At 63.8% G+C, this 25,799-nt stretch carries 26 protein-coding genes and 2 pseudogenes; 12 read left to right on the top strand and 16 right to left on the bottom strand.

Features of this window, described 5'->3' with window-relative positions; genetic code table 11:
• Positions 1 to 46: 46 nt before the first annotated feature.
• From bcoG to AC56QX_RS03805, 8 genes are all read left to right on the top strand, one after another.
• On the top strand, positions 47 to 970 hold the full coding sequence (bcoG, locus tag AC56QX_RS03840; RefSeq protein ID WP_475436700.1) for a 3-dehydrocarnitine:acetyl-CoA trimethylamine transferase BcoG: 924 nt from the start codon (positions 47 to 49) through the stop codon (positions 968 to 970).
• A gap of 15 nt (positions 971 to 985) precedes the next feature.
• Complete coding sequence (locus AC56QX_RS03835; protein ID WP_497113784.1) at positions 986 to 1,618, top strand: HD domain-containing protein; 633 nt, start codon at positions 986 to 988, stop codon at positions 1,616 to 1,618.
• Positions 1,615 to 2,709, top strand: coding sequence for a carnitine 3-dehydrogenase (locus AC56QX_RS03830; protein ID WP_497113783.1), 1,095 nt, complete (start codon positions 1,615 to 1,617; stop codon positions 2,707 to 2,709). The genes AC56QX_RS03835 and AC56QX_RS03830 overlap by 4 nt, the downstream gene beginning before the upstream one ends.
• A gap of 4 nt (positions 2,710 to 2,713) precedes the next feature.
• Positions 2,714 to 3,877: an acyl-CoA dehydrogenase family protein gene (locus tag AC56QX_RS03825; RefSeq protein WP_475454552.1), complete on the top strand. Its 1,164-nt coding sequence runs from the start codon at positions 2,714 to 2,716 to the stop codon at positions 3,875 to 3,877.
• 58 nt (positions 3,878 to 3,935) lie between these two features.
• A complete protein-coding gene (locus AC56QX_RS03820; RefSeq protein WP_497113782.1) occupies positions 3,936 to 6,014 on the top strand; it encodes an acetate--CoA ligase family protein in 2,079 nt (692 codons plus the stop codon).
• A complete protein-coding gene (locus AC56QX_RS03815) occupies positions 6,007 to 6,789 on the top strand; it encodes a carnitinyl-CoA dehydratase (protein ID WP_172220876.1) in 783 nt (260 codons plus the stop codon). The genes AC56QX_RS03820 and AC56QX_RS03815 overlap by 8 nt, the downstream gene beginning before the upstream one ends.
• A 215-nt stretch (positions 6,790 to 7,004) precedes the next feature.
• Positions 7,005 to 7,943, top strand: coding sequence for an alpha/beta hydrolase (locus AC56QX_RS03810; protein WP_497113781.1), 939 nt, complete (start codon positions 7,005 to 7,007; stop codon positions 7,941 to 7,943).
• A gap of 623 nt (positions 7,944 to 8,566) precedes the next feature.
• Positions 8,567 to 8,887: a hypothetical protein gene (locus AC56QX_RS03805; RefSeq protein WP_497113780.1), complete on the top strand. Its 321-nt coding sequence runs from the start codon at positions 8,567 to 8,569 to the stop codon at positions 8,885 to 8,887.
• Here AC56QX_RS03805 and dapA read toward each other — a convergent pair.
• The 8 genes and pseudogenes from dapA to AC56QX_RS03765 all read right to left on the bottom strand — a co-directional run.
• Entirely contained in the window at positions 8,846 to 9,751 is a 906-nt protein-coding gene (gene dapA, locus AC56QX_RS03800; protein WP_497117674.1) for a 4-hydroxy-tetrahydrodipicolinate synthase, read from the bottom strand. The genes AC56QX_RS03805 and dapA overlap by 42 nt on opposite strands.
• Positions 9,639 to 10,223, bottom strand: a complete 585-nt coding sequence (locus tag AC56QX_RS03795) for a hypothetical protein (protein WP_497113779.1) — start codon at positions 10,221 to 10,223, stop codon at positions 9,639 to 9,641. The genes dapA and AC56QX_RS03795 overlap by 113 nt, the downstream gene beginning before the upstream one ends.
• 37 nt (positions 10,224 to 10,260) lie before the next feature.
• Positions 10,261 to 10,482, bottom strand: a complete 222-nt coding sequence (locus tag AC56QX_RS03790) for a hypothetical protein (protein ID WP_497113778.1) — start codon at positions 10,480 to 10,482, stop codon at positions 10,261 to 10,263.
• A 16-nt stretch (positions 10,483 to 10,498) separates the two neighbouring features.
• Positions 10,499 to 10,690 carry a hypothetical protein gene (locus AC56QX_RS03785; protein WP_497113777.1) on the bottom strand — a complete coding sequence of 64 codons (192 nt, stop codon included), beginning with the start codon at positions 10,688 to 10,690 and terminating at the stop codon, positions 10,499 to 10,501.
• Between the two features lie 186 nt (positions 10,691 to 10,876).
• Entirely contained in the window at positions 10,877 to 12,535 is a 1,659-nt protein-coding gene (locus AC56QX_RS03780) for an FAD-binding dehydrogenase (RefSeq protein WP_497113776.1), read from the bottom strand.
• A 40-nt stretch (positions 12,536 to 12,575) separates the two neighbouring features.
• The gene (locus tag AC56QX_RS03775) at positions 12,576 to 13,562 is read right to left on the bottom strand and encodes a Gfo/Idh/MocA family protein (RefSeq protein WP_497113775.1); all 987 of its coding nucleotides are present in this window, start codon (positions 13,560 to 13,562) and stop codon (positions 12,576 to 12,578) included.
• A 155-nt stretch (positions 13,563 to 13,717) separates the two neighbouring features.
• Positions 13,718 to 14,005: pseudogene (locus AC56QX_RS03770) on the bottom strand (LysR substrate-binding domain-containing protein); the annotation flags it as partial.
• Between the two features lie 109 nt (positions 14,006 to 14,114).
• Positions 14,115 to 14,717, bottom strand: a pseudogene (locus AC56QX_RS03765) (LysR family transcriptional regulator); the annotation flags it as partial.
• 183 nt (positions 14,718 to 14,900) lie between these two features.
• Between AC56QX_RS03765 and AC56QX_RS03760 the strand changes: the two are divergent.
• Positions 14,901 to 15,896 (top strand): aldo/keto reductase, encoded by a 996-nt coding sequence (locus AC56QX_RS03760; protein ID WP_497113774.1) that lies wholly within the window; start codon positions 14,901 to 14,903, stop codon positions 15,894 to 15,896.
• A gap of 268 nt (positions 15,897 to 16,164) precedes the next feature.
• On the opposite strand, the gene AC56QX_RS03755 is transcribed toward AC56QX_RS03760, so the two are convergent.
• From AC56QX_RS03755 to infC, 8 genes are all read right to left on the bottom strand, one after another.
• Positions 16,165 to 16,767, bottom strand: a complete 603-nt coding sequence (locus tag AC56QX_RS03755; protein WP_497113773.1) for a nucleotidyltransferase family protein — start codon at positions 16,765 to 16,767, stop codon at positions 16,165 to 16,167.
• 39 nt (positions 16,768 to 16,806) lie between these two features.
• A complete protein-coding gene (pheT, locus tag AC56QX_RS03750; RefSeq protein WP_497113772.1) occupies positions 16,807 to 19,215 on the bottom strand; it encodes a phenylalanine--tRNA ligase subunit beta in 2,409 nt (802 codons plus the stop codon).
• Entirely contained in the window at positions 19,212 to 19,634 is a 423-nt protein-coding gene (locus tag AC56QX_RS03745; RefSeq protein WP_497113771.1) for a GFA family protein, read from the bottom strand. Before AC56QX_RS03745 ends, pheT begins: the two co-directional genes overlap by 4 nt.
• Positions 19,631 to 20,728 carry a phenylalanine--tRNA ligase subunit alpha gene (gene pheS, locus AC56QX_RS03740; RefSeq protein WP_497113770.1) on the bottom strand — a complete coding sequence of 366 codons (1,098 nt, stop codon included), beginning with the start codon at positions 20,726 to 20,728 and terminating at the stop codon, positions 19,631 to 19,633. Before pheS ends, AC56QX_RS03745 begins: the two co-directional genes overlap by 4 nt.
• A 142-nt stretch (positions 20,729 to 20,870) precedes the next feature.
• On the bottom strand, positions 20,871 to 21,272 hold the full coding sequence (gene rplT, locus AC56QX_RS03735; protein WP_023672281.1) for a 50S ribosomal protein L20: 402 nt from the start codon (positions 21,270 to 21,272) through the stop codon (positions 20,871 to 20,873).
• Positions 21,273 to 21,309: 37 nt separating this feature from the next.
• Entirely contained in the window at positions 21,310 to 21,513 is a 204-nt protein-coding gene (rpmI, locus tag AC56QX_RS03730; RefSeq protein ID WP_006201248.1) for a 50S ribosomal protein L35, read from the bottom strand.
• Positions 21,514 to 21,695: 182 nt separating this feature from the next.
• Positions 21,696 to 22,322, bottom strand: coding sequence for a methyltransferase family protein (locus AC56QX_RS03725; RefSeq protein ID WP_497113769.1), 627 nt, complete (start codon positions 22,320 to 22,322; stop codon positions 21,696 to 21,698).
• A 166-nt stretch (positions 22,323 to 22,488) separates the two neighbouring features.
• Entirely contained in the window at positions 22,489 to 23,025 is a 537-nt protein-coding gene (gene infC / locus AC56QX_RS03720) for a translation initiation factor IF-3 (RefSeq protein WP_010912915.1), read from the bottom strand.
• 222 nt (positions 23,026 to 23,247) lie between these two features.
• On the opposite strand from infC, the gene AC56QX_RS03715 reads away from it, so the two are divergent.
• The 3 genes from AC56QX_RS03715 (at position 23,248) to AC56QX_RS03705 (ending at position 25,763) form a co-directional block, all read left to right on the top strand.
• Positions 23,248 to 24,018 carry an alpha/beta hydrolase gene (locus AC56QX_RS03715; protein WP_497113768.1) on the top strand — a complete coding sequence of 257 codons (771 nt, stop codon included), beginning with the start codon at positions 23,248 to 23,250 and terminating at the stop codon, positions 24,016 to 24,018.
• Between the two features lie 2 nt (positions 24,019 to 24,020).
• Complete coding sequence (locus AC56QX_RS03710) at positions 24,021 to 25,163, top strand: benzoate/H(+) symporter BenE family transporter (RefSeq protein ID WP_497113767.1); 1,143 nt, start codon at positions 24,021 to 24,023, stop codon at positions 25,161 to 25,163.
• A 117-nt stretch (positions 25,164 to 25,280) separates the two neighbouring features.
• Positions 25,281 to 25,763: a DUF2852 domain-containing protein gene (locus tag AC56QX_RS03705; RefSeq protein ID WP_473467027.1), complete on the top strand. Its 483-nt coding sequence runs from the start codon at positions 25,281 to 25,283 to the stop codon at positions 25,761 to 25,763.
• Positions 25,764 to 25,799: the final 36 nt, after the last annotated feature.

Here is a 25,799-nt window from a genome sequence, read left to right as displayed (position 1 = left end):
AAGTCGCGCAATGCTGTGCTCTCTGTTTGATTAGGAGGAGAATTCCATGCCGCTTGCGATGAACCGTGAGGTTTTCATTACCTGTGCCGTGACCGGGTCCGGCGGCTCACAGGATCGCTCTCCGCATGTGCCGCGTTCGCCCAAGCAGATCGCCGATTCGGCCATCGACGCGGCCAAGGCCGGTGCGGCGATCGTCCACTGCCATGTGCGCGATCCAGAGACCGGCAAGCCCAGGCGCGATGTGCATCTCTACCGTGAAGTGACCGAGCGCATCCGTGACGCGAACGTCGATGTCATCCTGAACCTCACCGCCGGCATGGGTGGCGATATGGTGTTCGGCTCGCCCGAGGCTCCGCTGCCGCTCAACGAAAAGGGCACCGACATGGGCGGTGCCACCAACCGCATGGAACATGTGCGCCAGTGCCTGCCGGAAATCTGCACGCTCGACTGCGGCACCATGAACTTCGCCGAGGCCGACTACGTCATGACCAACACGCCCGGCATGCTGCGCGCCATGGGCGGCATGATGACGGCGCTCGGCGTCAAGCCGGAGATCGAGGCCTTCGACACCGGCCATCTCTGGTTCGCCAAGCAGCTGGTCGAGGAAAAGGTGCTGAACCCCGACGCACTGGTGCAGCTCTGCATGGGCGTGCCGTGGGGTGCGCCTGACGATCTCAACACCTTCATGGCGATGGTCAACAACGTGCCGTCGACCTGGAACTGGTCGGCCTTCGCCATCGGCCGCAACCAGATGGCCTATGCCGCGGCTGCAGTGCTGGCCGGCGGCAATGTCCGCGTTGGTCTCGAAGACAATCTCTGGCTCGACAAGGGTGTGCTCGCCACCAACGCGCAATTGGTCGAACGCGCCGCCAGCATCGTCACCAATCTCGGCGCCCGGATCCTGGGGCCCGAGGAAGTGCGCAAGAAGCTCAACCTGACCAAGCGGGCGCCGATCGCAGCCGCGGCGTAAGGCGGGAGTTTGGCGATGGCTGATACCGTCAAATTCACCGCGATGAAGGACGGCGACAGGGACGACTACGAGTTCCTGACCGCCCATGAAATCGACTATGCCGCCAAGACCGGCGATCGCCTGCTCGACGCGCTGGTACAGCTCGACGAGGGCCTGTCGGGTTACAAGATCACCCGGCTCGGCCATTCGCTGCAGGCGGCGACGCGTGCCTGGCGTGACGGCGCCGACACCGACTGGATCGCCTGCGCGCTGCTGCATGACATCGGCGACATCTACGCGCCCTACAATCACGACGAATACGCCGCTTCGATCCTGAAACCCTTCGTGCGCGAGCAATGCACCTGGGTGGTGGAAAAGCACGGCGACTTCCAGCGGTTCTATTACGCCCATCATCTCGGCGGCAACCGCCACGCGCGTGACCGCTTCGCCGGCCACGCCTATTTCGACGATTGCGACCAGTTTTGTGAGCGCTGGGACCAGTCGAGCTTCGATCCCGATTATGAGATGCTTCCGATCGCGTTCTTCCGGCCCTTCGTGCTCGAGGTTTTCGCTCGCAAGGCCTACGACCCCTCGGTGATCCGCGCCGGCGAGCGCGTGCCTCTCATCGACCCCGAAACAGCCAAGACAAGAACCGGAGCTTCCGCATGAGCATCATCAACAAGGCAGCCGCCATCGGCGGCGGTGTCATCGGCGCCGGCTGGGTGGCGCGCCTGCTCTTGAACGGCATCGACGTGTCGATCTTCGACCCCGATCCGGAGGCCTCGCGCAAGGTCTCGGAAGTGATGAAGGGCGCGCGCCGCGCCTACAAACAGATGGTGCCCGGCGGCTTGCCGAAAGAGGGCAAACTGACCTTTGCCAAGACGATCGCCGAGGCGGTGGCCGATGCCGATTTCATCCAGGAGAGCGTGCCTGAGAGACTCGACCTCAAGCACCGCGTGCTGGCCGAGATCGACGCCCATGCGCCGGCCAATGCCATTGTCGGCTCGTCGACATCAGGCATCAAGCCGACCGACATGCAGGTGGCGATGAAGAAGCATCCCGAGCGGTTGGTCGTCGGCCATCCGTTCAATCCCGTCTATCTCTTGCCGCTGGTCGAGATCGTCGGCGGCGAGCAGACCTTCCCCGAGGCGATCGAGGTCGCCAAGGAGATCTACGCCTCGATCGGCATGAAGCCTGTCGTCATCCGCAAGGAGATCGAGGCCTTCGTCGGCGACCGTCTGCTCGAGGCAGCGTGGCGCGAGGCGCTGTGGCTGATCAAGGACGGCATCTGCACGGTCGAGGAACTCGACGATATCATGCGCTACGGCTTCGGCCTGCGCTGGGCGCAGATGGGCATGTTCCAGGTCTATCGCGTCGCCGGCGGCGAGGCCGGCATGCGCCACTTCATGGCGCAGTTCGGGCCGTGCCTGAAATGGCCGTGGACCAAGCTGATGGACGTGCCGGAATTCAATGACGAGCTGGTCGACCTGATCGCCACCCAGTCGGACGACCAGGCGCATGGCCTGTCGATACGCGAGCTGGAAAAGATCCGCGACGACAATCTGGTCGCGATCATGGATGCGCTGTCGAAGCAGAACAAAGGCAAGGGCTGGGGTGCCGGCGCGCTGCACAAGGACTATACCAAGCAGCTCGCCAAGCTGGCGGCGAAGAAGCCGGCGGCCTCCAAGGCTGCTGAGAAGGCCAAGGCCTCCAAGCCGGTGAAAAAGGCGGAGAAGCCAAAGAAAAAGAAGAAAGGCTGAGACCATGGATTTCGGTCTTTCGGAGGAACAAAAACTCATCGTCGAGACGACGCGCGCCTTCGTCGAGAACGAGCTTTATCCGCATGAGCGCGAGGTCGAACGCACCGGTGTGCTGCGCCGCGAGCTGATCGAGGAGATCAAGGCCAAGGCGATTGAAGCCGGGCTCTATGCCGCCAACATGCCGGCGGACGTCGGCGGCGCGGGCCTCGATACGGTGACATGGCTGCTCTACGAGAAGGAACTCGGTCGCGCCAATTATGCGCTGCATTGGACCTGCGTGGCGCGCCCCTCCAACATCCTTTTGGCCGGCACGCCGGAGCAGCGCGAAAAGTATCTGTTCCCCTGCATCCGTGGCGAGAAATGGGACTGCCTGGCGATGACCGAGCCAGGCGCCGGCTCCGATCTGCGCGGCATGAAGGCGACAGCTGTGCAGGATGGCGACGATTGGGTGCTGAACGGCACCAAGCACTTCATCAGCCATGCCGACCTCGCCGATTTCGCCATCGTCTTCATGGCGTCGGGCGAAGAGGATTCGCCGCGCGGAAAACGCAAGAAGATCACCGCCTTCTTCGTCGACAAGGGTACCAAGGGTTTCACGGTGCGCGACGGCTATCGCAACGTCTCGCATCGCGGCTACACCAACGCCATCCTCGAATTCGACGACTGCCGGCTGCCTGCAAGCCAGGTGCTTGGCGAAGTGCACAAGGGCTTCGACGTCGCCAATTCCTGGCTGGGCGCCACCCGGCTGCAGGTTGGCGCCACCTGCCTCGGCCGCGCCGAGCGGGCGCTTGGCCATGCGGTTGAATATGCGGCGCAGCGCCAGCAGTTCGGCCAGCAGATCGGCAAGTTCCAGGGCGTGTCGTTCAAGCTCGCCGACATGGCGACCGAACTGAAAGCCGCCGACCTGATGGTCTTCGAAGCCGGCTGGAAGTACGATCAGGGCACCGTCACCGACCAGGACATGGCCATGGCCAAACTGAAGGCCACCGAGATGCTCGCTTTCGTCGCCGATGAAGCCATCCAGGTCCATGGTGGCATGGGGCTGATGGACGACCTGCCGCTGGAGCGCATCTGGCGCGACGCCCGCGTCGAGCGCATCTGGGAAGGCACTTCGGAGATTCAGCGACATATTATTTCGCGGGCGCTGCTGCGTCCGTTCGGCGCTTAGAGCATGATGCGCCAAAGTCTGGATCCGTCAGACACCGCGCTCAAACGAAAAGATCACCATGCATAAACTCGAACGTCTCCTGCGCCCGAAATCGATCGCCGTCTTCGGTGGCGTGCAGGCCGCCGCCGTCGTGGCGCAATCGATCAAGATGGGTTTTGCCGGCGAAATCTGGCCGGTACACCCGACCAAGGACGAGGTTGCCGGACGCAAGGCCTATCGTTCGGTAGCCGACCTGCCCGGCGCGCCGGATGCCGCCTTCGTCGGCGTCAACAGGCACCTGACCATCGAGGTGATCAAGGCGCTGGCCGAGCGTGGCGCCGGCGGCGCCGTCTGCTTTGCCGCCGGCTTCCTCGAAACCGAGGCCTATGACGATGACGGCGAGCGCCTGCAAGCCGAACTGGTCGCCGCTGCCGGCCAGATGCCGATCATCGGGCCGAACTGCTACGGCCTGATCAACTATGCCGACGGCGCGCTTCTGTGGCCGGACCAGCATGGCGGCATCAGGCTGGAGGAAGGCGGCAAGGGCGTCGCCATCATCACCCAGTCTTCCAACATCGCCATCAACATGACGATGCAGAAGCGCGGCCTGCCGATCGCCTTCCTGATGACCGCCGGCAACCAGGCGCAGACCGGCCTCTCCGAAATGGCGCTCGGCCTGATCGAGGACGATCGTGTCACATCGCTTGGCCTGCACATTGAGGCTTTTGACTCCGTAGCCGGCTTCGAACGGTTGGCCGCCAGGGCGCGCGAGCTGAAAAAACCGATCATCGCCATGAAGGTCGGCCGCTCCGAGCAGGCCAGGCAAGCGACCGTCTCGCACACCGCTTCGCTGGCGGGCTCGGATGCGGCTTCCGGCGCTTTCCTGAGGCGGCTTGGCATTGCGCGCGTCGATTCCATTCCTGCCTTCATCGAGGCGCTGAAGCTTCTGCACATCACCGGCCCGCTGCCCGGCTATCGACTGTCGTCGATGAGCTGCTCAGGCGGCGAGGCCTCCGTCATGGCCGACAGCGCCGAAGGCCGCGGGGTCAATTTCCCGGTTCTGACGGAAACGCACCGGGCCCATGTCAAATCGACGCTCGGGCCGCTGGTCGCGGTCGCCAACCCGCTCGACTACCACACCTTCATCTGGAACAACGAGCCGGCAATGACCGCCACCTTCACCGCCATGGTGTCGGGCGGCTTCGACCTCAACATGCTGGTGCTCGACTTTCCGCGTCCCGACCGCTGCTCGGTCACCGACTGGTGGGCGACGCTGCGCGCCTTCGAATCGGCATTGAAGACCAACAAGGCGCATGGTGCCATCGTCTCCTCGCTGCCGGAGAACCTGCCGGAAGAATACACCGCCGAACTGATGGCTCGGGGCATGGTGCCGCTGTTCGGCATTTCCGAGGCGATGGATGCCGCAGGCGCAGCAGCCTTCATCGGCTGGGCGTGGGCTGAACCGCAGGCGCAGCCGATCGACACCTCTGCTTCCGGCGCTGCCGGCGGCGAGCATGTCACGCCTGACGAGGCCGAGGCCAAGGCGCGGCTGATCAAGGCCGGGCTTCCCGTGCCGAAAGGCGAGCGCGCCGGCAATGCGGTCGAGGCGGTGATCTCGTCGATGGCGCTCGGCTTTCCTGTTGCGCTGAAGGCGCTCGGTGTCGCCCATAAGTCCGAGGTCGGCGCCGTCAGGCTCAACCTCAAGGACGCAGAATCCGTGACCACGGCGGCGCATGATCTGCTGCCGCTCGGCACCGGCCTCTATGTCGAGCGCATGGTGCGCGACGGTGTCGCCGAATTGATCGTCGGCTTCACCAGGGATCCGATGTTCGGCGCGGTGATGACGCTCGGCACCGGCGGTGTACTGGTCGAATTGCTGCGCGACAGCGTCACGCTGATGCTGCCGGCGACGCGCGACGACATTGAGGCCGCACTGCGCGGCCTCAAACTGTTCCCGCTGCTCGAAGGTTATCGCGGCCGGCCGAAGGCCGACGTCGCGGCAGCCATCGACGCCATCGCGGGCATTGCCGGATTCGTGCAGAAAAATGCCGGCGAGATCGAGGAACTCGACATCAACCCACTGATCGTCTGCGTCGAAGGCAAGGGCGCCTGGATCGCCGACGCGCTGCTGGTGCTGGGAGAGAACAAGAATGTCTGACGTCATTTCGACCCGCCGCGAAGGCTCGATCCTCGAGGTCACGCTCGACCGACCCAAGGCCAATGCCATCGACCTCAAGACCTCGCGGTTGATGGGCGAGACCTTCAAGGCGTTCCGCGATGATCCGGAATTGCGCGTCGCTATCGTCAAGACCGCCGGCGACAAGTTCTTCTGCGCCGGCTGGGACCTGAAGGCTGCTGCCGGCGGCGATGCGGTCGACGGCGACTATGGCGTCGGCGGCTTCGCCGGCCTGCAGGAACTGCGCGATTTGAACAAGCCGGTCATCGCTTGCGTCAACGGCATGGCGGTGGGCGGCGGCTTCGAGCTGGCGCTGTCCTGCGACCTCATCTACGCCTCCGATCATTCCTCTTTCGCGCTGCCCGAAATCCGGGCCGGCACACTGGCCGACGCGGCGACGATCAAGCTGCCGAAGCGCATCCCCTATCATGTCGCCATGGACCTTTTGCTCACCGGCCGCTGGATGGATGTCGCCGAGGCGCATCGCTGGGGCCTGGTCAACGAGGTGCTGCCCAAGGAGAAGCTCGAGGACCGCGTCTGGGAGATCGCCCGCCTGCTCGCCAGCGGCCCGCCGCTGGTGTTTGCGGCGATCAAGGAGACGGCGCGCGTGGCCGAAGCGCTGACCTTCCAGGACGCCATGAACCGGGTGACGCGCCGCCAGTTGGCGACGGTCGATGCGCTCTATGGCTCCGAGGACAACATGGAAGGTTTCCGCGCTTTCGCCGAAAAGCGCGATCCGGTGTGGAAGGGTAAGTGACTCTGCGGAAATGATAGCGCGAAGCACCCCCTCTGCCCTGCCGGGCATCTCCCCCTCAAGGGGGGAGATCGGATGTCATCTCTGCTTTGGCCAATCACCAGCGTCGCAAGAAAAGCGCCGCGACCAAAGCTGCCAATCTCCCCCCTTGCGGGGGAGATGTCCGGTAGGACAGAGGGGGGTGCCTGGGCTCAACCTTCGAAGTCGATCCAGACACCATGACCGACTACAAAACCCTCATCGACGCCGAGACCTGGGCTTTCATCGAGCGCACCAATTCCTATTATCCGCCCGATACGATCGACTACACGATCACCCAGCAGCGCGCGATCTACGACCGCATGTGCCGGGAATTCTTTGTCGGCTACCCCCAAGGTGTCGCGGTCGAAACCTCTTCCATAGCAACACCCACTCACAACATCCCGATCCGCATCTATCGAACCGCCCCGCAACCAGCCGCAACTGTGCTCTACATCCACGGCGGCGGCTTCATCCTCGGCGGGCTGGACAGCCATGACGATGTCTGCGCCGAGCTCTGTGCCCGCACCGGCTACGAGGTTGTCTCGGTCGATTACCGGCTGGCGCCGGAGCATCTGCATCCGGCCGCTTTCGACGATGCGATGACCGCCTTCGCATGGGCTGCGTCCACCCGCGACCATCCCATCCTGCTCTGCGGCGACAGCGCCGGCGGCAATCTCTGCGCCGCCATTGCTCACGCCACACGCGGCCCCGGGAAACGGCCGGTTGGTCAGGTGCTGATCTATCCCGGCCTTGGCGGCGACCGCTCGAAGGGTTCCTATCTCACGCATGCCGAAGCGCCGATGCTGACCATGCGCGATCTCGAATTCTACAAGCATATCCGCACCGGCGGCGCGGACCGGACCGGCGACGTAACACTCTCGCCGCTGGCCGACACCGATTTCGCCAATCTGCCGCTGACGGTGCTGATTACCGCTGAATGCGACCCGCTGTCGTCCGACGGCGAGACCTATCGCGACCGGGTGATCGCGGCGGGCGGGCAGGCTACCTGGTTCGAAGAGCCGGGTTTGGTGCATGGCTATCTCAGGGCTCGGCACACGGTCGCCCGCGCCCGCGAAAGTTTCACGCGGATCGTCGACGCGGTGAGAGCGCTGGGGAAGGGCACATGGCTGTGGTGAGCTTTTTCCTATGCTGTGAGTTGGGCATGATCGGATAGGACCGCGTAATGCAGGTGCAATGCAGGCGGTGCAGACCACGCTGGGTTTGACCGACAGCAGGACATCACAGACATGACCAGGCTTCGAAGCGCGTTGGCGCTCATCATCTGCGCCGCTACGCTCAGCGCATGCGTCGATACGGACGATTATCGCGACCGCCCCTGGCGCGACCACCATTGGCGCGACCGTGACCACCGACCGGATAGGCCGTGGCGACCTGACAGGCCCTGGCGCCCCGATAGGCCGGACAGGCCGGATCGCCCGGACCGGCCCGATCGACCCGACAGGCCAGACCGGCCTGATAGGCCGGACCGTCCCGATTGCGGCGGACCTGCAATCGATTGTGCGCCACGGCCGGACATGCAACCCGGCGGCCCGGACTGCGCTGGCGGCCCGGCGACGACGCCGTCGCCCGACTGTATCGAGCCGCGCCCGCGCCGGAATCTCTGATCGTGGGTGGCGCCTATGCGGCCTTTATATCTAAGGCCAAAACCTACTCTCGAATTCCTATGCAGCCAGCGACTATGTAATTCCGGGCCGCCGTTTGACTGGCGGCCCGACCGACAAACTGGCTTCAGACGACCATGAAATCACATTCAGGCTGGCTGACCTCCGGCCTCAGCCACAGGGTTCCGACGGAGTATTTCGTCTTGGCAAACCTCAGGGAGCAAGGCGCAATTATCGGCCAGCTCGCCGATCACCCGATCGCCGATACCGTCGTCGATGCGAGCGGACTGCAATATCATTTCGTCGGCGTCGCACCGCGTGACCGCACGGGGCGCTTCGATGTCGAAACGCTCCGCACTGGTGAATGGATCGTCCAGCCGGGGCTGGTTTACGCCGTCGACGGCAAGGCGCCTCCGTCAAAGCCGCCACGGCGTGGGCGAGGCAGGCACCGATCCTGATTGCAAGACGCCGGCACTACCGCCATTCAGCGTCAACATGGCCTCGCGTATCGCGGCCTCGGTTTCAGGGCGAACAGCGGTCAGCGGCAAGCGGACATCCGGGCTCAGCCCCAGCGCCAGGCTGAGCGCATATTTGACCGGCACCGGATTGCTCTCCAGTTCAAGCGCCGCGATCAGCGGCCGCAGGCGATGATGGATCGCCCGCGCGGTGTGATGGTCGCCCTGCCGGCAGGCGTCATGCATCTCGACGCACAGTCGCGGCGCGACATTGGAGACCACCGAGATCGTTCCGCGCCCACCCATCGTGTTGAAGCCGAACGACGTCGCGTCGTGGCCGGAGAGGCAGATGAAGCGGCGCCTGAGCACGGCCGGAAGCGAGGATAGCCGGCTCACATCGCCGGTAGCGTCCTTGATGCCGATGATGGTCGGGATTTGCGCCAGGCGCTCGATCGTCTCCTCGGACAGGTCGACCCCGGTTCGTGCCGGCACGTTGTAGACGATGATCGGTATCCTGACCTTGGCTGCGACCGCTTCGAAATGACGAAAGATCCCTTCCTGGCTCGGCCTGTTGTAGTAGGGCGTCACGATGAGGGCGGCGTCGGCGCCAAAGGCCTCGGCGGCTGTCGAAAAGGCGATCGTCGTCTCGGTGCTGTTCGTTCCGGTGCCAGCGATAACTGGCACGCTGCCGCCGGCGATCTTCACGCACAGCGCAATGATGTCCAGGCGCTCCTCCCACGACAGCGTCGGGGCTTCACCGGTGGTGCCGCATGGGACCAGCCCGTTGATCCCCTGTTCGATCTGCCAGCGCAACAGCGCGGTCAGCTGCCTCAGATCGACCTCGCCGTCGGTGAACGGCGTTACCAGTGCGGTCATCGCTCCGGTCAGGCGCATTCGGGCTTGTTCTGGTGTCATGGCAATCAGAGTCTCCTGAGTGAATTCTTGGACGCACCGTCTTTTCGAGGTGCGAGGAAAGCAGGGCCGACAGCAGTGCGGCAGCCAGATCCACATGGTCTGCTTCGATTGTGGCGACCCCGGCCTTTGTTTCTACGGACGTGATTTCAATGGAGCAAAACCAGCGCTCGCCGATCTTGCCGATGGCCGATACCGAACGCTCCGGCTTCGACGAAGAGACCAGCAGGAGGACGGCGTCTAGGATGGCGCCGGCCTCCATCAGACCGGAAAATCGCCGGCCCTGCCGGGACGATCTGTCGAGCGACAGGGCGTGTGCCGCCTGCCAAAGTTGGTGCTCGAGCAGCCGGCCTACATGCCGCAGGCGATCAAGCAATCCGGCGAGATCGGCGCTGTTTGGCCCGGCAATGTCGTTGGAATTGTCCATGGCCAGATCGTTCCGACAGCGCGGAACCGGGCGCGGCTCAGTTGAACAGGGAAAGCCGCACGCTTGCCGGCGCGAAGCGTATTGCTCCGGCGCGATGGCCGCTTTCCATGGTGGCGAAACGGACAGCGGAATTCCTGTCGGCAAAAACGCCGCCGGTCAGGCCTTCTTCGTCGCGGGCGATCCAGTGGCCTTCGCCATCGCGTCCAACGATAAAGCGGTGAAGGGCGTTTCCGTCGTGAGGAATAGGGGAGCTTTGCATGGTCATCTCCTGCCTTTCAGGACAGCTGGGCAGCGATCGCGGCGGCGGCCAGCAAGGCGCCGACGACCAGGAGCCACCATGTCAGTGTGAACGGCGCGACCAGGCTGACCGGCTGGCGATTGCTGTTCGCAGCACGCCTGATCTGTTCGACCTGCGACGCCGGCAAGGGGCGATGGGTGGGCAAATAAAGCCCGTCTGAGAGGAACATCGAAGACTTCCTTCTTTCCGCCGCCACGAGGTGGCGGTTGCCTGCAGCGGCTCAGCACCGGCTGCACTCAGAAAGATAAAAGCATCGGCATTTGTATTCGAGGCGGGCGAAATCTGAAAAATATAAAAAAGTCATATGTTTATCGCCCGGGCATATAGGACCCCAAGCGCCAGCGATGGCTTCGTTTCACGCCACCGAGCGTGCCGCCGCCCGACCGGCGCTACGGCCGGAAAAGATGCAGCCGCCAAGGAACGTGCCTTCCAGCGCCGCATAGCCATGCACGCCGCCGCCGCCGAAGCCGGCGGCTTCGCCCACCGCATAAAGCCCCGGCACCGGCTGGCCGTCGGCGCTCAGCACGCGGCTGTCGAGATCGGTTTGCAGGCCGCCCAGCGTCTTGCGGGTCAGGATATTGAGGCGCACCGCGATCAGCGGCCCATTTGCCGGATCGAGCATCTTGTGCGGCTTGGCCGTACGGATGAGCTTGTCGCCGAGATAGGCGCGGGCGCCGCGCAGCGCGGTGATCTGCATGTCCTTGGAGAACGGATTGTCGAGTTGCCTGTCGCGGGCGCGGATCTCGCGCTCCACCTGGGCGAGATCGAGCAGCGGCTCGCCGCCGGCCAGCGCATTCATCCGGGCAACCAGCTTGGAGAGATCGGCCTCGACGATGAAGTCTTCGCCCTTCTCCGTGAAGGCCTTCACTGGACCCGGAATGCCTGAGGTGGCGCGACCGAGCACCCGGCGCCAGCTCTTGCCGGTCAGGTCCGGGTTCTGCTCGGAGCCCGACAACGCGAACTCCTTCTGGATGATCTTCTTGGTCAGGATGAACCAGGAATAGTCGAAGCCGGTGCTCATGATGTGGCTGAGCGTGCCCAGCGTGTCGAAGCCGGGATAGAGCGGCACCGGCAGGCGTTTTCCCCTGGCATCGAGCCAGAGCGAGGACGGGCCGGGCAGGATGCGGATCGCATGCTCCGTCCAGATAGGCGACCAGTTTTTGATGCCTTCGACATAGTGCCACATGCGGTCGCGGTTGATGATCGAACCGCCGGCCTGTTCGGTGATCGCCAGCATGCGGCCGTCGACATGATCGGGCACGCCGGTGATCATGCGCTTCGGTGCGGCACCCAGCCGCTTGGGCCAGTTTTCCCGCACCATCTGATGGTTGGCGCCGATGCCGCCGGAGGCGACGATCACCGCTTGCGCTTGAAGCTCGAAATCGCCGGCGACATCACGCGAGCTCTTGCGGCCGCGCTCGGCCGTGCTCGGCTCGAGGATATCGCCGCGCACGCCAGTCACGACAGCACCCGTCCGCGTCAGTTCATTGACCCGGTGGCGGAATTTGAAGCTGACCAGTCCACGCTTCTGCGCCTCACGCACGCGCAGGACAAAGGGCTCGATCACCCCCGGGCCGGTGCCCCAGGTGATGTGGAAGCGCGGCACCGAATTGCCATGGCCGATGGCATTGCCGCCGCCGCGCTCGGCCCAGCCGACCACCGGAAAGAACTTCAGGCCGCGCTGCAGGAGCCAGGAGCGTTTCTCGCCGGCGGCGAAGCCGACATAGGCTTCCGCCCATTTGCGCGGCCAGAAATCCTCCGGCCGGTCGAAAGCCGCGGTGCCCATCCAGTCCTCGAGCGCCAGATCATGCGAATCGCGGATGCGCATGCGCCGCTGCTCGGGCGAATCGACGAGGAAAAGCCCGCCGAACGACCAGAATGCCTGACCACCCAGCGACTGCTCCGGCTCCTGGTCGACGATGATGATTTTCTTGCCGGCCTCGGCAAGCTCGGCGGCGGCAACCAGCCCGGCAAGGCCGGCGCCGACAATGATCACGTCCGCGTCGTCAGCCATCTTTCCTCCCAGAATTAGCCGGCTATTTTATTGCCGAGAGTTAGACGGCTTCCCAGCCGTCCTTGCCGCCGGCGCGGAAGATGGCGTCGATAACCTTCTGGTTGAGCACGGACTCCTCCAGCGTGAAGACGCGTTCCTTGCCGCCCTGTGCGGCGCGCGCAAAAGTCTCGACCTCCAGCCGGTATTGCTGGGTGCCGGGAAAGCGGAACACCTGCGCTTCGGTGTGGTTCTGGTTGTGCAGTTCGACGCGGTGATGGTCGTAGAGCCCGGCATTGAAGGGCGAAAACACCTCGATGAAACCCTTCTCGCCGTGGAACACCATCACCTGCCGCGCCGCCATCTGCGTCGACAAATAGAACGACAGTTCGAAGTCGCCGAAATCGGCGCGGATCGAGGAATAGATGTCGGTGCCGAATTTCTTGTCGCGCTCGATCGTCGCCTGGACACGGCTAGGCTCCTTGCCGGTCGAGAATCGCGTCGACACAGTCGGATAGACGCCGATATCGGGCAGCGCGCCGCCGCCGAGGTCAAGCTGGTTGCGCATGTTGTTGGGGTCGACATTGTAGTAGGAGAACGCACCCTGCACATGGCGCAGCCGGCCAATGGCGCCGCTGGCAATAAGGTCGCGCACCTTGATCCATTGCGGGTGGTAGATGACCATGAAGGCTTCGCAGACCAGCACCTTCTTGGCGTCGCGCAGCTTGATCAGCGGCGCGATGTCCTTGGCGTCGAGCGCGAGAGGCTTCTCGACCAGCACATGCTTGCCAGCTTCGATGGCTTTCGCCGTCCATTCGACATGCTGCGATGTCGGCAGCGGAATGTAGACGCCGTCAATGTCCTTGGAGGCCAGCAATTCCTCATAGGAGCCGAAGGCATGGCGAGCGCCAAACCGCTCACCCAATGCCTTGGCCTTCGACAGGTCGCGGCTGGCGATCGCCGACAGCACGCCGTTCTCCGCCTCGACGATTGCCGGCAACAACTGCTCGCGGCCGATCTTGGCCGTCGACAACACACCCCATCGGAACATCACGCATCTCCATGTCGATTATATCAGACGAGGTTTGCCCGAAATCGATGGAAAAGCCAATGCGGAGTGCCGTAGCAGGGGCAGCGACCTACGAGACCCCCACCCCGATCCGCTACGCGGATCGACCCTTCCCACAAGGGGAGGATGGTCGCGCTTCAGCCACTCACCTTGAAAAAATCGACAAACGCCCTCAGTGCCGGCCGCATCTGGCGGTGGCTGGGATAATAAACGAAGAACCCGTCGAAAGGGGGGCACCAGTCCTCCAGCACGCGGATAAGCCTGCCGTCGGCGAGCGGGGCGCGGACATAGGGCTCGAAGACGAAGGCGAGCCCGGCGCCGTCGACCACAGCTTGGGCGATCAGATGGTCTTCATCGAGGATCAGCGGCCCCTGCGCGGCGATCTCGATCTCCTCGCCGTCCTTTTCAAATTCCCAACGGTAAAGTTCGAGGCTGCGGCGCACGATGTCCTCGGATCGTCGGACCCGCGCTTCGATATGGATTCCGACGAGCGCTGGATGGCGGCCGTTCGCGGCATCCACCGGGACCGCAAAGGATGCCGCTGGAGAAGCGGAAGCGGATGCAGCGATGGTCGGCAAGATCGCGCGGGTGGTGCGGCTTGGGATTCGCTTCGAAATAAGATGGCGCGCCGACCACCGCGCCGCGAAGGTCCGGCCCGATGCGCACCGCGATCATGTCGCGCTGCAGGCTCTCGCCGAGCCGCACACCGGCATCGAAACCGCCCTCGACGACATCGGTGAAGCGGTCCTCGATGACGATCTCCAGCACGATGTCGGGATAGGCCCGGGCAAAGGCGCCGAGCCGTGGCGTCAGCACCAGATGCGCTGCCGTGCGCGGCACGCTGAGCCGCAGGTTCCCGGCCGGCCGGTCGCGCGACTCGACCGCCGTCTCCAGCGCCAGGTCGATCTCGGAAAGCGCCGGCCGCAATCGCTCCAGCAACTGCGCGCCTTCCTCGGTCGGCGCAACGCTGCGCGTGCTGCGTGCCAGCAGTCGCACGCCAAGCCGCGCCTCTAGGCTGGACACCGCATGGCTGACCGCCGATGGCGCGATGGCCAATTCCCTGGCCGCGCCGCGAAAGCTGCCGCACTGGGCAACGGTTGCCAGCACCGCCAGCTGCGAAAGATGTGCTCGATTCATTGGTCTATTTCTTAGAACAGCCCGTGCACAGATGAGCCGATTATCGAACATAAGGCAAGACGCTATCTCTTGCTGCATGTCGCCCAAAAGTGCTCCGCGGTTTTGGGGCAACGACATGCACGAAGCCAAAGACTTAAAGCGCGTTGCAGACGCGCTCTAAGCATCACAACAAGGAGACGCGTGATGCAAACCCGCAAGCTAGGAACTGAACTGAACGTCTATCCCGTCGGCCTCGGCTGCATGGGCATGAGCTTCGCCTATGGCGGCCAGCCGGAGGCCGAGGCGATCGCCACGCTGCATCGCGCCGTCGAGATCGGCGTCAACTTCTTCGACACGGCGGAAGTCTATGGCCCTTACGAAAACGAGATCCTGCTCGGCAAGGCGCTGAAGTCGGTGCGGAACAAAGTGACGATTGCCACCAAATTCGGTTTCAAGATTCTGGAGAAAGGCACGGGCCTCGACCGCATGGCCGGCGTCGACAGCCGCCCCGAGCACGTCAAGGCGGTGGCCGAAGCCTCGCTGAAGCGGCTGGGCACCGATGTCATCGACCTCTACTACCAACACCGGGTCGACCCCAACGTGCCGATCGAGGATACGGTCGGCGCCATGGCCGAGCTGGTGCGCGAGGGCAAGGTGCGTGCGCTCGGTCTCTCGGAGGCCAGTGCCGCCACCATCCGCCGGGCGCATGCCGTGCATCCGATCGCGGCCGTGCAGAGCGAATACTCGCTGTGGAGCCGTGACCCGGAAGACGAGGTGTTCGCCGTCTGCCGCGAACTCGGCATCGGCTTCGTCCCCTACAGCCCGCTCGGCCGTGGCCTGTTGACCGGCACCATCGCCAAGCCGGAAACGCTTGACGATGGCGACTGGCGCCGGACCTTGCCGCGCTTCCAGGCCGAGGCCATGGAAGCCAATGCCAAGGTTATCGCGACGCTGGAAAAGCTGGCGGCGGAGAAGGGCGTGACCTCGGCCCAGCTGGCGCTGGCCTGGGTGCTGCACCAGGGTGATTTCATCGTCCCGATCCCCGGCGCGCGAAAGATACGTCATCTCGAGCAGAACACGGCGGCGGCCGGGGTTGAGCTGAGCGCAGCCGAGGTGGCGGCGATTGGCGATGCGCTGTCGCCGGATAAGGTGATGGGCAAGCGCTATACGGAGGAGTTGCTGGCGCTGGTGAATGGGTGAGCGTCACAACTGCGGAAACAACAACGAGATGCTTCGGTGCCCCTTTCCGAGCGCCGCGCAGTGCCAGACGTTGGAGACGCTGGCGGGACAGCGCCCCCCTCTGTCCTGCCGGACATCTCCCCCGCTTGGGGGGAGATTGGCAGCTTTGGCGCTGTCGCTTTGCCTTTCAACGTTGATGATTGGCGAAATCGGCGGTGACATCCGATCTCCCCCCTTGTGGGGGAGATGGCCGGCAGGCCAGAGGGGGGCGCTGTCCCGCCGACATTTCTTACCACGGCACCACCGTGATTTCCGGCCAGTTGGCCTTCGCACGGGCTCCCTTCGTCTCATGCGTGCGTTGGTTGTCCATCACCCGGTTCGGCGTGATGCGGAACGAGAAGACATCGTCGAGCCCGAACGGTGCGACCAGCTCCAACTGCCCGCCTGCGTCGTAGCGCACCCCGACCGCATGCGTCTTTGAGGCGAAATAGCTGATGGATTGGCTTGAACTGGTGTAGCACGGGCAGGGCTGGCCAAACTTCTGCGGATACCACAGATGCACCCGCGCCTGGTTGCGCACCTCGACCGGCAGCGCCAGCCCCTCGAAATGCCGCGCTGCCCGGCAAATGACCGCATCCTCGGCCTCGTAGGACAGGTCGCTGTCATCGAAATAGAACAGGTCGACGTCTTTGATGCCGTAGCCCGACGGCTTCCCGGTCAGATGGTTCCAGACGGAATTGTAGAGCGCGCCGGAAACCACCAGCCAGCCCGGAAGGTCGAGCGTATAGGCACGCGCCAGCGCTTCGCGAACCAGCGCGTCTGCCGACACGATGTCGAGAAACGCTTGGCGTTGTACTTCGAACGGCAGCCCGGAATATCGCAGATGGTCCATCACCCTTTGGAGGGCGATTCGCCACCTGCCGGCAATCCCTTACGTCCTCAGCACGCCACCCGTCTGCTTGCCGACATTCTCGACGATGCGCTTGGCCAGCGCCTCGAAATCCTCGTCGGTCAGCGTCTTTTCGACCGGCTGGATCGACACTTCGATGGCGATCGATTTTTTGTCAGCGCCGAGCGACGCGCCTTCGAAGATGTCGAAGACCGAGACGCCCGTGATCAGCTTCTTGTCGGCGGCAAGTGCCGCGCGCACCAGCGTGCCGGCCTCGACCGTCTTGTCGACGACGAAGGCGAAGTCGCGCTTCACCGCCTGGAAGGCGGAGAGCTCCAGCTTCGGCTTGGTCTTCGTCGGCTTGGCCTTCGGCTCGGGCACGGCATCGACGAACACTTCGAAGCCGCACAGCGGTCCGGAGACATCGAGCCCTTCCATCGTCTTGGGATGGAACTCGCCGAACGTGCCGAGCACGGTCTTCGGCCCGAGCTTGATCGTGCCGGAACGGCCGGGATGATACCAGGCCGGGCCGCCCGCCTCGATCTGCAGACGGTCGACCGGCGCGCCGCAGGCTTCCAGTGCGGCGATCGCATCGGCCTTGGCATCGAACACGCCGACCGGACCTGAATTGCCGGCCCAGTTGCGGCCGGAGCCGTCGAGCTTGGCGGTGCCACGGCGCACGCCGGCGGCGACGCGCCGCTGCTGGTCGGCGCCGTCGCCCTCATAAGTGCCCGAGACCTCGAACAGCGCCACGTCGCCAATGCCCTTGTCGGCATTGCGCTGCGCGGCGGCGATCAGCCCCGGCAGCAGCGACGGCCGCATGTCGGACATGTCGGCGGCGATCGGGTTGGCAAGCTTCAGCGCCGTCTGGCCGCCGCCGAACAGTTCGGCATGTTTGGCCGGGATGAACGACCAGGTGACGGCTTCCATCATGCCGCGCACGGCGAGCGCCCGCTTGGCGGTGCGGGTGCGGACCTGCAGTGTGGTCAGGATCTTCGAATTGACCGCATCATGCGCACCGAGCGGCTGCGGCGCGATGTTGTCGACGCCATGGATGCGCATCACCTCTTCGACCAGATCGGCCTTGCCGTCGACATCGGGACGCCAGGAAGGCACCTTCACCTTGACGATGTCACCCGAGCCCTGCGGCTCGAAGCCGAGGCGGGTGAGGATGTCGAGGCTTTCCGCCTTCGGCACCTCGATGCCAGTCAGCCGCTTCACTTCCGACAGCGGGAAGGACACGATCTTCGGCTTGTGCCCGGCATAGCCGGCCACTTCCATTTCCGTAGGCGTTCCGCCGCAGAAATCGAGCACCAATTTGGTCGCGAGTTCAACGCCCGGCACCATGAATTCGGGGTCGACGCCACGCTCGAAGCGGTAGCGGGCGTCGGTGATGATGCCGAGCGCACGGCCGGTGCGGGCGGTTGCGATCGGGTCCCACAGCGCCGATTCGATCAGCACGTCGGTGGTGCTCTCATCGCAGCCCGAATGATCGCCGCCCATGATGCCGGCGATCGATTCGACGCCATTGTCGTCAGCAATCACGCACATCTCAGGCGTCAGCGTGTATTCGCGGCCATCCAGCGCCAGCACTTTTTCGCCGTCCCTGGCGCGGCGCACCACGAGGTTGCCGGCCACCTTAGCGGCGTCGAACACATGCAGCGGCCGGCCGCGGTCGAAAGTGACATAGTTGGTGATGTCGACCAGGGCGCTGATCGGCCGCAAACCAATGGCGATCAGGCGCTGCTGCAACCATTTTGGTGACGGGCCGTTCTTGACGCCACTCACCATCGTCAGCGCGAAGCCCGGGCAGAGTTCCGGCGCCTCGATCGTGACCTTCACGGGGCACAGCCCCTCGCCGACATGCGGCATGATCGCGCCACCCACAAGCCGTCCGAGCCCGCTCGCCGCCAGATCCCTGGCAATGCCGTAGACGCTGGTGGCATCAGGCCGGTTCGGCGTCAGATTGATCTCGATGACCGGATCGTCGAGATGCGCATAGGATGCAAAGCTGGTGCCGACCGGGGCGTCGGCCGGCAGGTCGATGATGCCATTGTGCTCGTCAGACAGTTCCAACTCGCGCTCGGAACACATCATGCCATGGCTCTCGACGCCACGGATCTTGCCGACCGTCAGCGTCACATCGATGCCGGGCACATAGGTGCCTGGCGCGGCGAAGGCGCCGATCAGGCCTGCACGGGCGTTGGGTGCCCCGCACACCACTTGCACAGGTGCCTTGCCGTCGCCGGTATCGACGGTCAGCACGCGCAGCCGGTCGGCATCCGGGTGCTGCACCGCCGTCAGCACTTTGGCGATGACGAAGGGTTTCAGGCTCGACTTGTCGTCGACATGCTCGACTTCGAGGCCGATCGACGTCAGCCGCTCGACAATCTCGTTGAGCGAGGCGTCGGTCTCGAGATGATCCTTGAGCCAGGAGAGGGTGAATTTCATGGGACTGTTCCGTCTGGTCTTTTGACGCTTGATTTCAGATGTCTCGGCAGGTCGTCGGATATATGCAGGAAAGGAAGCTGCTCGCTGACATAGGCATGCAGCGTCGGCTCGAAATCGGCCGGCATGTCCATGGCGCCGAGCATGAAGTAGATGTCGTCCTCCAGCCGCTCGTCGACATAGGCGATAGGCGAGCCGCAGACGCCGCAGAATGAGCGCGTCACCGGGCCGTTCTCATACATCTTCAGCGCCTTGCCGGTGAACGCCACCTGGTCGACCAGGAAGCCGACAAAGGCCGATACCGGCGCGCCGCTCGCCCGCCGGCAATCGCCGCAATGGCAATAGCTGACATGATGCGGTTCAGCTGAGACCTCGAACCGCACGGCGCCGCAGCGGCAGCCGCCGATGTGGGGCGCTGTCATGCGGTCAACCCGCCGAACAGCGTCGGCATGTCGAGCGGCCGGAAGCCGTAATGCGACAGCCAGCGCACATCCGCGTCGAAGAAGGCGCGCAGGTCCGGCATACCGTATTTCAGCATGGCGATGCGGTCGATGCCCATACCCCAGGCAAAGCCCTGGTATTCATCGGGATCGAGGCCGCCGGCGCGCAGCACGTTGGGATGCACCATGCCGCAGCCGAGGATCTCCATCCAGTCGGAGCCTTCGCCGAAGCGCACTTCGCCGGGCCGCGAGCGGTCGCACTGGATGTCGACCTCGAGGCTTGGCTCGGTGAACGGGAAGAAGGACGGCCGGAAGCGCATCTTGACCGAGGGCACCTCGAAGAACGCCTTGCAGAACTCTTCCAGCACCCACTTCATGTTGGCGACGTTCGCCGTCTTGTCGATCACCAGACCCTCGACCTGATGGAACATCGGCGAGTGGGTGGCGTCCGAATCCTGGCGATAAGTCTTGCCCGGAATGACGATGCGGATCGGCGGCTTCTGCTTCTCCATGGTGCGGATCTGCACGGGCGAGGTGTGGGTGCGCAAAAGCTTGCGCTCGCCCTTCTCGTCCGGCTGGAAGAAGAAGGTGTCGTGCATCTCGCGCGCCGGATGGCCTTCCGGGAAATTCAGCGCGGTGAAATTGTAATAGTCGGTCTCGATATCCGGACCTTCGGCGATGGCGAAACCGAGATCGCCGAAGATCGCCGCAATCTCGTCGATGACCTGGCTGATCGGATGGATGCGACCGCGCTCGGCCGGCGACTGCCGCACCGGCAGCGTCACGTCGACCTTTTCGGCGGCCAGCCGCGCGGCGATCGCGACGTCCTTCAATTCGGCCTTGCGCGCCGTCAGCGCCTCGGTGACGCGGTTCTTGAGGCCGTTGATGACAGGGCCCTTGAGCTGGCGCTCCTCGGCGGTCATGGCGCCAAGCGTCTTCAGCATCTCGGACACGGTGCCCTTCTTGCCGAAGGCAGCGATGCGCACGGCCTCGATGGCCGGCTCGTCGGCGGCCGATGCGATGTCGGCCAGAAGTGAGCTTTCAAGCGTATCCAGGCCGGTGGTTGCGTCGTTCACGGTCAAACTCGCTACGTTGGAAATCTGCGCTAACGTGAAAGTCACGTTCAAGTTGGGTATTCAGGCATAAGAAAAACCCGCGCCAGCCGTGCCAGCGCGGGTTCCCCAAATCAGAATTGCGAATGCTTGGGAAGCGCTGGTCTTAGGCGACAGCGCTTTCAAAAGCGTTCGGCGTGGTGTTCTTCAGATATTCGAGCGCCACCTTGGCCTTGGCGACCAGGGCTGCGAAAGCCTGCGGCTCATGGATGGCCATGTCCGACAGGATCTTGCGATCGATCTCGATGCCCGACTTGTTGAGCCCGTCGATGAAGCGGCCATAGGTCAGGCCATGCTCGTGCGTCGCGGCGTTGATGCGCTGGATCCACAGCGCGCGGAACGAGCGCTTGCGGTTCTTGCGGTCGCGATACGCGTACTGCATCGACTTTTCCACCGCCTGCTTGGCGATGCGGATGGTGTTCTTGCGGCGGCCGTAGAAGCCCTTGGCGGCTTTCAGGACCTTCTTGTGCTTGGCGTGCGAGGTGACGCCTCTCTTTACGCGTGCCATGTCATGATCTCCTTAAAACGCTGTCCAGACCGAATGCTCAGAGGCCGTTCGGCAGAAAATTCTTGATGACCTTCTTGCCATCCGGTTCAGCCAGAACCATCGTGCCGCGGGCATTTCGAATGAACTTGTTGGAACGCTTGATCATGCCGTGACGCTTGCCGGCCGCAGCCGACAGGACTTTACCCGTACCTGTGATCTTGAACCGCTTTTTGGCGGCGGACTTGGTCTTCATCTTGGGCATTTTGCTACTCCGTCTAGTTGGCGCACTATCGCGCTTCTTGTTCGCTTCGGGCCGACCAAAGCCCGAAAAGCAAATGAAACCGCCACGGCATGCCCTGCCGGGCGGTTTTCTTGAACGGCGGTCCTATACGTCAAAGACGGCTTGTACGCAACACCTGACGCCGTGCGACGCTCTGTCCCCGGTCAGGGCAGCGTGAACCACACCGGCAGCATGCCGGACTGCTGCGCGCCGTCGATCAGTTCGAAGGCCGGCAGCGCGATCAGGAAAACCAGACCGTCGAGCAGCGTGGTCAACAGCAGGCGCGGCTTGAAGCTGCCGGTATCACCCTCCTGGTAGAGGGAAAGCTTCGGGAAGAAGCGCGGCACCCGCGCCAGATAGGCCGCATAGGGCGCGCCGAGCGCTTCCTTCAGGAATTTCTCCTCGCGCAGGATGACGATGTGGAAGGCGCCGGCGCACAGCAGTGCAAACAGGATGATGCCCGAGAACGAGCCGATCTGCGCGCCAACGCCGGCCGCGGCCACGGTCGAGAACACATAGAGCGGATTGCGGGTGATCGAGTAGGGGCCGCCCGTCACCACTTCGGAGGATTTGCGCCCGCCTATATAGAGGGTCGACCAAAGGCGCCCGACGATGCCGAGGAAAATCAGCAGCACGCCGAACATCTCGATCGTTTCATGCACCGGCGTGTCGGGCGGGAAGGTCGACTGACCAAACAGCAGCGCCAAAAACAGCACCACCACGAGCACGGCAAGCACCATCCGGCGCATCTGCTGGTAGTTACCCAGCCCGTATTTGAGTTCGTTGTCCAAGGGGGAATCCGATCGTCGAAGAGCTTAGCCGGCGATCGCAGCTTTAGCCGAGAAACAGGCGTCCCGCCAATCGCCGGGACGCTCTGCAAGACAATTCAGGCGGATTTGGAGCGCTGGCCACGCCTGACTTTATCGTGATCTAAGGTGTGTTGATATTCAGCACACCTTAGCGCGGCGCCAACACCATCATCATCTGGCGGCCTTCGAGCTTCGGCTCCGCCTCGACCTTGGCGATGGTTGCCACTTCCTCGCGCACCTTGTTCAGAAGCTGCATGCCGAGTTCCATATGCGCCATCTCGCGACCACGGAAGCGCAGCGTCAGCTTGACCTTGTCGCCTTCCTCGAAGAAGCGGCGCACCGCCTTCATCTTGGTCTCGTAGTCATGGCTGTCGATGTTCGGGCGCATCTTGATCTCCTTGATCTCGATGACCTTCTGATTCTTGCGCGCCTCGGCTGCCTTCTTCTGGTTGGCGTATTTCAACTTGCCGAGATCGAGGATCTTTACGACGGGGGGCACCGCGTTGGGCGATATCTCGACGAGATCGAGCCCGGCCTCTTCGGCGAGCAGCAATGCGTCGTTGATGGAAACATCGCCGCGGTTCTGGCCTTCGGCGTCGATAAGCTGGACCCGGGGAACCCGGATGTCACGGTTGGAGCGCGGCCCATCCTTGGTCGGCGCCGCTGCTTTGAAAGGTCTGCGAATGGTCGTGGTCTCCTTGGCCGTTTCGTTCAGGATTTGTCGGTCTTGATGCGTGGACGCGCCAATGTGGTGAGCGCGCGGGCGGAGTCAATAGCACAGCATTGACAGAAAATCACCCTGATCACTGGCCTGCACCAAACAAAGAAACAACGCGAGCACTTTTCGCCGCGCCTGTGGCTGTGCCACAAGAACCCCGAGCCAAAAAGAGGGCCTGAGGAAGAAGCCATGACCGTCACGCCCCCAACCTTTCTCGATGTCGATGGGTCGCGCATTGCCGTGCGCCACACAGCAGGCTCGACGCCAGGCATCGTCTGGCTCGGCGGCTACAAGTCGGACATGCTGGGCACGAAAGCGCAGACGCTTTCGGACTGGGCGGCCAAAGAGGGACGCGCCTTCCTGCGCCATGACTATTCCGGCCACGGCGAATCCGGTGGCGCCTTTGCCGACGGCACGATTTCGACATGGCTGTCGCAAAGCCTTGCCGTGTTCCGCCATTTCACCAAGGGCGATCAGATCCTGGTCGGCTCCTCGATGGGCGCCTGGATCGCGCTGCGCATGGTGCAGGAATTGCGCAAGGCGGGTGACGCAAATGTCGTCGGCCTTGTGCTGCTGGCCCCGGCGCCGGATTTTACCTCTGAGCTGGTCGAACCGGTGCTGACCGAAGCGCAGAAGCGCGACCTCGCCGAAAAGGGGTTCTTCGCCGAGCCGTCGGACTATTCGACGGAGCCGTACATCTATACGCGCGCGCTGATCGAGGACGGCCGCGACAACCGGATCATGACAGGCCCGATCGACACGCATTGCCCGGTCCACATCCTGCAGGGCCTGGCCGATCCGGACGTGCCGTCGAGCCATGCGCTGAAACTGGTCAGCCTGCTGCCGGCCGACGATGTCACGCTGTCGCTGATCCCTGACGGCGATCATCGCCTGTCGCGGCCACAGGATCTCGACATGCTGCTGCGGGCGGTCGGTGACATGGCCGCGCGGAGCAGGTGACGATGCGCCTTTCCATCCCGATCTCGGCCTTTGTCGCCGCCATCGTCGGCTTTGGCGGCACGCTCGCCATCGTCATTGCCGCTGCCCACGCGGTCGGCGCGACGCAAATTCAGACGGCGAGCTGGGTGACGACCATTTGCCTTGCCATGGCGATCGAAAGCCTGTGGCTGTCCTGGCGCACGAAAATGCCCGTCATCACCGCCTGGTCGACGCCGGGCCTGGCACTGATGGCGGCATCGAGCGGGTTTTCGATCAATGAGGCGGTTGCTGCCTTCATCGTCACCGCCATCCTGTTGATCGCCACCGGTCTGTTTCGGCCGTTGACGCAGCTGATCTCGAGGATACCGCCCTCGGTCGCTTCCGGCATGCTGGCCGGCATCGTCGTCACCTTCGCCCTCAATGCGGTCAAGACCATTCCCGTCGACCCCTGGCTGATCCTGCCGCTGATCGCGGTCTTCTTCGTCATCCGGCTGTTCAACCCGGCGCTGTCGGTGCTGGCGGTGCTGATCGGCGGTGGTCTCGCGGCCTTCCTGACGGGCCGCGTCGGCGGCCTCCCGACACCCGAACTGTCGACGCTGACGCTGATTGCTCCCGATTTCACCGCCAAGGCGATGATTGGCCTGGCGCTGCCGCTCTACCTCGTCACCATGGCTTCTCAAAACCTCTCAGGCCTCGCCGTGCTGCGCGCCGCCGGCTACCACCCGGAGCCCGGCCCGCTGATCGGCGTCACCGGCTTGTTTTCGCTGCTGTCAGCGCCGTTTGGCGGTTCGACCACCAATCTGGCGGCAATCTCGGCGGCGATCTGCACCGGGCCGGACGTCCATCCCGATCCGGCCGAGCGCTGGAAGACCGGCCCGTTCTATGCGCTTGCCTATCTCGTCTTTGCGATTTTCGGTGCGTCGCTGGTGGCGATCTTCGCCGTCCTGCCGCAGAGCCTGATCGTGCTGGTGGCGGGTCTGGCGCTGATGGCGTCGCTTGCCAATGCGCTGGCGATCGCGCTGAAGGACGAGGGTGACCGGATGGCCGCCACTGTCACCTTTGTCGTCACCGCTTCCGGGCTGACGCTGTTCGGCGTCGGCGCCGCCTTCTGGGGACTGATCGCCGGACTGGTCGTGCTTTTCCTCGACATGCTCAAAAAGCGATAATCATTTCAAACCCTTGTCCGGTTTTGGCCGACATTGTCTTGAATCGCCGTTTTTGCCTTCCCATTTCGAATCCACGCAGCCGGTTCTGGCTGTCTCCAACCGAAGGAATGGGAGAAAATGAACACATCTGCATTGATCCGCCCGGCCTGGACGCCGGCAACCATCGCGTTGATGGTGATCGGCTTCATGGTGTTCTGGCCGCTCGGCTTCGCCATGCTCGCCTACATCATCTGGGGCGACCGGCTCGACGGCTTCAAGCGTGACGTCAACCGCGCCACCGACGGCATCTTCGCCGGCTGCCGCCGCGGTTCCGACAAGGCGGCGCGCTGGGGCAATGGCTCCGCCCGCACCGGCAACGTCGCGTTCGACGACTGGCGCGAAAAGGAGCTTGAGCGCCTGAACGAAGAGCGCCGCAAGCTCGACGAGATGCTGACGCAGTTCGACGAGTACGCCCGCGAATTGCGCCGCGCCAAGGATCAGGACGAGTTCGATCGCTTCATGGCGAACCGCAACAAGTCGACTGCGCCTACCAAGACCGATCCGAGTACCGGCACGACCCCCACCAAGCGTGGCAAAGGCTCGAACCTGCTTGACGACTGAGGCCTAGCGACAGGGCCAAGGTACGATGACGGCGTC

Source organism: Mesorhizobium sp. RCAM 06353, from assembly GCF_059683585.1.
The sequence above is the reverse complement of the archived record's forward strand: the minus strand, read 5'-3'. Positions and strand labels throughout refer to the sequence as shown.